6 protein-coding genes are annotated in these 5511 nt (G+C 74.3%); 3 read left to right on the top strand and 3 right to left on the bottom strand.

Features of this window, described 5'->3' with window-relative positions; all coding sequences use genetic code 11:
* Positions 1-5: 5 nt before the first annotated feature.
* Positions 6-1826, bottom strand: coding sequence for an NHL domain-containing thioredoxin family protein (locus tag ACFW1A_RS37900; protein ID WP_380417752.1), 1821 nt, complete (start codon positions 1824-1826; stop codon positions 6-8).
* Between the two features lie 127 nt (positions 1827-1953).
* On the opposite strand from ACFW1A_RS37900, the gene ACFW1A_RS37895 reads away from it, so the two are divergent.
* A complete protein-coding gene (locus ACFW1A_RS37895; protein ID WP_380417750.1) occupies positions 1954-2730 on the top strand; it encodes an aminoglycoside 3'-phosphotransferase in 777 nt (258 codons plus the stop codon).
* A gap of 77 nt (positions 2731-2807) precedes the next feature.
* Positions 2808-3290, top strand: a complete 483-nt coding sequence (locus tag ACFW1A_RS37890) for an LURP-one-related/scramblase family protein (protein ID WP_380417748.1) — start codon at positions 2808-2810, stop codon at positions 3288-3290.
* Here ACFW1A_RS37890 and ACFW1A_RS37885 read toward each other — a convergent pair.
* Positions 3203-3667: a winged helix-turn-helix transcriptional regulator gene (locus ACFW1A_RS37885; RefSeq protein WP_380417746.1), complete on the bottom strand. Its 465-nt coding sequence runs from the start codon at positions 3665-3667 to the stop codon at positions 3203-3205. The genes ACFW1A_RS37890 and ACFW1A_RS37885 overlap by 88 nt on opposite strands.
* Positions 3668-3762: 95 nt before the next feature.
* On the opposite strand from ACFW1A_RS37885, the gene ACFW1A_RS37880 reads away from it, so the two are divergent.
* Positions 3763-4722: an NADP-dependent oxidoreductase gene (locus ACFW1A_RS37880; protein ID WP_380417744.1), complete on the top strand. Its 960-nt coding sequence runs from the start codon at positions 3763-3765 to the stop codon at positions 4720-4722.
* A gap of 14 nt (positions 4723-4736) precedes the next feature.
* On the opposite strand, the gene ACFW1A_RS37875 is transcribed toward ACFW1A_RS37880, so the two are convergent.
* The gene (locus tag ACFW1A_RS37875; protein ID WP_380417742.1) at positions 4737-5321 is read right to left on the bottom strand and encodes a GNAT family N-acetyltransferase; all 585 of its coding nucleotides are present in this window, start codon (positions 5319-5321) and stop codon (positions 4737-4739) included.
* Positions 5322-5511: the final 190 nt, after the last annotated feature.

Raw genomic sequence — 5511 nt, 5'->3', positions numbered from 1 at the left:
GGTCACTACTCCATCCCGGCCAGCACCAGCGGCAGCCGGTCGGCCGCGCCCTCGACCAGCTTCACCGGCACGCCCCAGTCCTGCTGGTGCACGTGGCAGGCCGGGTACTCGACCGCCGGGTCGTCGTCGCAGGAGGCGGCCATCGCCGAGACGTGCAGCACGCCCTCGGCCAGCTCGGGGTTGAGCACCAGCTCGCGGGAGAGGGCGCTGTCCGCGCCGGCACCGGCGAGCAGCAGCTCCGGCGGGGTCGAGCTGACCAGCAGTCGGGTGGACGGGCCGTACCGCTCGTCCAGCTTCTGCCCGCCGGGCGCGCGGAAGACCACGTCCAGCCGCAGCGTGCCGGGAGCCACCTCGGTGGCGGCGCGCTGGGTGCGGTGCGCCACCGACTCCACGGCCACCGCCTCCTCGGGCAGCCGCAGCCGGGTGAGGCGGTGCCGGGCCGACTCCACCACCACGATGTCCTCGCCGGCCAGCACCGCGCCCGAGGGCTCGCGCAGGTCGGTGGCGAGCGTGCTGACCTCACCGGTGGCCGGGTCGAAGCGGCGCAGCGCGTGGTTGTAGGTGTCCGCGACCGCCACCGAGCCGTCCGGCAGCACGGTGACGCCCAGTGGGTGCTGGAGCAGCGCCTGCTCGGCCGCGCCGTCGCGGTGGCCGAAGTCGAACAGGCCGGTACCGACCGCGGTGTGCACGGTGCCTGTTTCACGTGAAACCCAGCGCAGCGCCGAGGTCTCGGAGTCGGCCACCCAGAGCCGCTCGCCGTCGGCGGAGGCCGCCAGGCCGGAGGGCTGGGCGAACCAGGCCTCGGCCGCCGGACCGTCGACCAGGCCCTCGTTGGTGGTGCCGGCGGCCACCGCGACGGTGCCGGCGGCCGGGTCGAAGGCCCACAGCTGGTGCACGCCGGCCATCGCGATCCACACCCGGCCGTCGAAGAAGGCCACGTCCCAGGGGGAGGAGAGGTCCACCTCGCGGGCCGGGCCCAGGGTGGGCGAGCCCTGCCACCACTGGCGGCCGGTGCCGGCCAGCGTGGTCACCGCGCCGTCGGCCAGCCGCACCCCGCGCAGCGCGTGGTTCACGGTGTCGGCCACCACCACGTCGTAGCCGAGGTCGAGGCCCTCGGGGACCAGCGCCAGGCCCTGCGGCTCGCTGAAGCGGGGCGCGGTGCCGTCGACCAGGCCGCGCTCGCCGTCGCCGATCCGGCGCACCACGCTCTCGCCGTCCTCGGCCAGCTCGACCAGCGAGTGGTGCCCCGAGTCGGCCACCAGGTATCCGCCACCGGGCAGTCGGACCGCCTTGCCGGGGAACTTCAGCGCCCCGGCCACCGGCTCCGGCGGCACGTACGGACCGTCCCCGCGGCGCAGCGTGCCCTTGGCCCCGTGCTCCGCCTCCAGCTCCTCGACCAGCCGCTCGATCGCGTGCGCGTGGCCCTCGCCCGCGTGCTGGGCGACCACGTACCCCTCGGGGTCGATCACCACCAGCGTCGGCCAGGCCCGGACCGCGTACTGCTTCCAGGTCACCAGCTTCGGGTCGTCCAGCACCGGGTGCGCCACCTCGTACCGCGCCACCGCGTCCACCACCGCCCGGTGGTCCGCCTCGTGCACGAACTTCGGCGAGTGCACCCCGACGATCACCACCGTGTCCCGGTGTTTCTCCTCCAGCTCGCGCAGCTCGTCCAGCACGTGGAGGCAGTTGATGCAGCAGAAGGTCCAGAAGTCGGCGATCACGATCTTGCCCCTGAGGTCCGCCAGGGTCAGATCCTTGCCACCGGTGTTCAGCCAGCCGCCCTCACCGATCAGCTCGGGGGCACGGACACGCGCGCGAGTAGCCATGTCCCCATCCAACCCCACCCGGGGCGTCCGCATTCCGGAGGCCCCGGTTCCGCAGGGCGCCGCCGGTCGGGCGGCCGACCGGGAAACCGGTTGACCCGATGCGGTGACGGCTCGTCAGAATGGCCGGGTGTTCGAGAACCAGTCGCAGGGTCCGGTGGAGCCGCCGCGGGTCGTCGTGGAGCTGGCCGGTGGCGCGCCGGTCGAGGTGGTCTGGCGCAACGAGGCCGGTGGGGTGACCTTCCGGGCGGGGGAGCGGTACCTGAAGTGGGCGCCGGCCGGGACCCGGGCGGACCTGGCGGCGGAGGCGGAGCGGCTGCGCTGGGCCGGCGCGTACGCGGTGGTGCCGCGGGTGCTGGACCAGGGGGCGGACGACGGGGGCACCTGGCTGGTCACCGCCGCGCTGGCCGGGACCGCGGCGGTGCAGCCGCGCTGGAAGCGCGAGCCGGCCACCGCGGTGCGCGCGATCGGCGCGGGCCTGCGCGCGCTGCACGACGCGCTGCCGGTGGCGGACTGCCCCTTCGAGTGGTCCGCCGCCTCCCGGTACGCCCGCGCCGTCGGGCTGCGCACCGAACCGGCCCACTGGCACCGGGAACACCGGCGGCTGGGCACGGTCGACCGGGCGCTGGCGCTGGTGGCCGAGGCCCCGCCGGTCGACCGGCCGGTGGTCTGCCACGGCGACGCGTGCGCCCCCAACACCCTGATCGGGGCCGACGGGCGCTGGAGCGGCCACGTGGACCTGGGTGCGCTCGGGGTGGCCGACCGCTGGGCCGACCTGGCGGTGGCCACCTGGAGCACCACCTGGAACTACGGCCCGGGCTGGGAGCGCCCGCTGCTGGACGCCTACGGCATCGACCCCGACCCGGAGCGGACCGCGTACTACCGCCTGCTCTGGGACCTGAGCTGACCCGTGTCGCGCCGCCGCCGGAGCGCCCGGTGGTGGTATGCCGAGGGGGACAACCGCGCGCCCGAACGGAGGAACGGATGAAGTACCAGGTCAGGGAGCGGCTCTTCACCATCGGCGAGGACTTCTGGATCGAGGACGAGCACGGGGACAAGGCGTTCCTGGTGGACGCCAAGGTGCTGCGGATCCGCGACACCTTCGAGCTCAAGGACGCCGGCGGCCGGGTGGTCGCGGTGATCAAGCACAAGGCGCTCTCGGTCCGCGACGCGATGAAGATCGAGGACAGCCGGGGCGACGTGATCGCCACCGTGCGCAAGAAGCTCTTCACCCCGTTCCGCGACAAGTACCACGTGGAGCTGCGCGACGGCGGCGAGCTGGAGGTGCACGGCAACCTGATCGAGAAGGACTACCGGATCGAGTCGCACGGCGACCGGATCGCCGAGATCTCCCGCAAGTGGTTCCGGCTCCGCGACAGCTACGGGGTGAAGATCGCCGACGGGGCGGACGCCGGCCTCCTGCTCGCGGTCGCGGTCTGCGTGGACCACCTGGTGGAGGAGGACTGACGGCGGCGCAGCTCGGTGACGCCCGGCGCGGTGGCCTCGCCGGCGTCGTAGCTGCGCCGGTGGGTCTCGACCTGTTCCTGGTGTCGGTCGATCCAGCCGCGGATCGCGCCCAGCGGCTCGGCCAGGCTGTGGCCGAGCTCGCTCAGCTCGTAGCGGACCCGGACCACGGTGCCGGTCAGCACGGTCCGGGTGACCAGTCCGTCGCGCTCCAGGCTGCGCAGGGTCTGGGTGAGCACCTTGCGGCTGATGTCGCCGATCCGGCGCTCCAGGTCGCCGTAGCAGCAGCCGCCCTCCTGCAGCGTCACCAGCAGCAGCGCCGACCAGCGGTCACCGAGCCGGTCGAGCAGCGGGCGGCAGGGGCAGCGGTCCTCGGTCATGACGAGGGCAACCCGGCCGCCGGGGCGGCCTATTCCACCGGGCACCTGCAAGTGCCGTCTGCCCCGGCGGCCGACCGGGCGCCAGGCTGGGCGGCATGACGAACGAGATGCGAACGGTCACCCAGGACACCTTCGGCGGACCGGAGGCGCTGCGGGTCGCCACGGCTCCGCGCCCCGAGCCGGGCCCGACCGAGGTGCTGGTGCGGGTGCACGCGGCGGCGCTCAACCCGGTGGACGTGAAGACCAGCCGGGGCGAGGGCCTGGCCTGGCTGTACGGCGAGCCGCCGTACACCCTCGGCTGGGACGTCTCCGGCACGGTGGAGGCGGTCGGCTTCGGGGCGAGCTGGCTCTCGCCGGGCGACGAGGTGTTCGGCATGCCGAACTTCCCCCGGTTGGCCGGCGGCCTGGCCGAGTACGTCACGGCCCCCTCGCGCCACTTCGTCCGCAAGCCCGCCGGGCTCGACCACGTCCGGGCGGCGGCGCTCCCGCTGGCCGGGCTGACGGCGTGGCAGATCCTGGTGGACACGGCCCGGGTGCGGGCCGGCCAGCGGGTGCTGGTGCACGCGGCGGCCGGCGGGGTGGGCCACCTCGCGGTGCAGATCGCCAAGGCCCGGGGTGCCGAGGTGATCGGCACGGCCAGTGCGGGCAAGCACGCCTTCCTGCGCGAGCTGGGCGTGGACCAGGTGGTGGACTACACGGCGGGGCCGTTCGAGCGGGAGGTCGGCGAGGTCGACCTGGTGGTCGACAACGTCGGCGGCCCGGAGCACCAGCTGCGCAGCCTCGGCGTGCTGCGCGAGGGCGGACTGCTGGTGGCGGTGCCCGGCGGGGTGGACGCCGCGGCGGCCGCGCGGGCGGCGGCCACCGGGCGCAGGATCACCGACGTGCTGGTGGAGCCGGACCAGGTCGGGCTGCTCGGCCTGGTGGACCTGGTCGAGCGGGGGCAGCTGCGGGTCGAGGTGGCCGCCGAGCTGCCGCTGGACCAGGTGGCGCGGGCCTTCGAGCTGGTCGGCAGCAACCGCACCCGCGGCAAGGTGGTGCTGCGGGTCGCCGACTGAGGCCGGCCCGCGGGTCAGCCCCGGGCGACCAGCCGCTCGCGCGCCGCCGGCCACTCGTCGGCCAGCATCGAGAAGTAGACGCTGTCCCGCCAGCTGCCGTCCTTGCGCCGCCGGGCCCGCCGGAAGGTGCCCTCGTACTGCGCGCCGAGCCGCCGGATCGCGGCCTGCGAGCGCTCGTTGAGGTGGTCGGTCTTCCACATCACCCGGCCCATGCCCAGCTCGCCGAAGGCGTGGTCCAGCAGCAGCCGCTTGGCCTCGCTGTTCACCGCGGTGCGCCAGACCCGGCGGCCGTAGAAGGTGCCGCCGATCTCCACCCACTCCTGGGCGGGGTTGGCGTCGAACAGGCAGGTCACGCCGACCGCCCTGCCGCCGGCGAGCTCGATCACGGCGAGCGGCACGCACCCCGGGCTGTCCAGGTAGTGGGCGATGAGGTCGGCCGTCTCCGCCTCGGTCCGCGGGGCCTCGGAGGACAGCCAGCGGAACACCTCCTCGTCCCCGCCGACCGCCTCGAAGAGGTCGGCGGCGTGGCTCGGGGCCAGCGGCTCCAGGCGGACGTGGGTGCCGGTCAGGGTGACCGGAGCGGGGGTCTTCGCACTCATGACCGCCACGGTAGTCGCCATTTGAACTAGACGCAATGGATCATTGAACTAGTGCAATGATCGGGGGATGACAGAGGGCCCCGGGCAGCCGTGCTGATGCTGTTGGCGAATTCGGGGTCCTGATCACTTCGCCCCGCAGAGCTGTTGCTCGGCGGGGCGAAGTCGTGCGAAGTGGCTGGTGCGGGTGCGG

It is taken from the genome of Kitasatospora sp. NPDC058965, from assembly GCF_042741245.1.
Taxonomy (GTDB): domain Bacteria; phylum Actinomycetota; class Actinomycetes; order Streptomycetales; family Streptomycetaceae; genus Kitasatospora.
The sequence above is the reverse complement of the archived record's forward strand: the minus strand, read 5'-3'. Positions and strand labels throughout refer to the sequence as shown.

Bases quoted from the DNA above. Each gene is read 5' to 3' on its own strand.
- ACFW1A_RS37900 (WP_380417752.1), bottom strand. From the start codon at position 1,826: ATGGCTACTCGCGCGCGTGTCCGTGCCCCCGAGCTGATCGGTGAGGGC.
- ACFW1A_RS37890 (WP_380417748.1), top strand. From the start codon at position 2,808: ATGAAGTACCAGGTCAGGGAGCGGCTCTTCACCATCGGCGAGGACTTC.
- ACFW1A_RS37885 (WP_380417746.1), bottom strand. From the start codon at position 3,667: ATGACCGAGGACCGCTGCCCCTGCCGCCCGCTGCTCGACCGGCTCGGT.
- ACFW1A_RS37880 (WP_380417744.1), top strand. From the start codon at position 3,763: ATGACGAACGAGATGCGAACGGTCACCCAGGACACCTTCGGCGGACCG.
- ACFW1A_RS37875 (WP_380417742.1), bottom strand. From the start codon at position 5,321: ATGAGTGCGAAGACCCCCGCTCCGGTCACCCTGACCGGCACCCACGTC.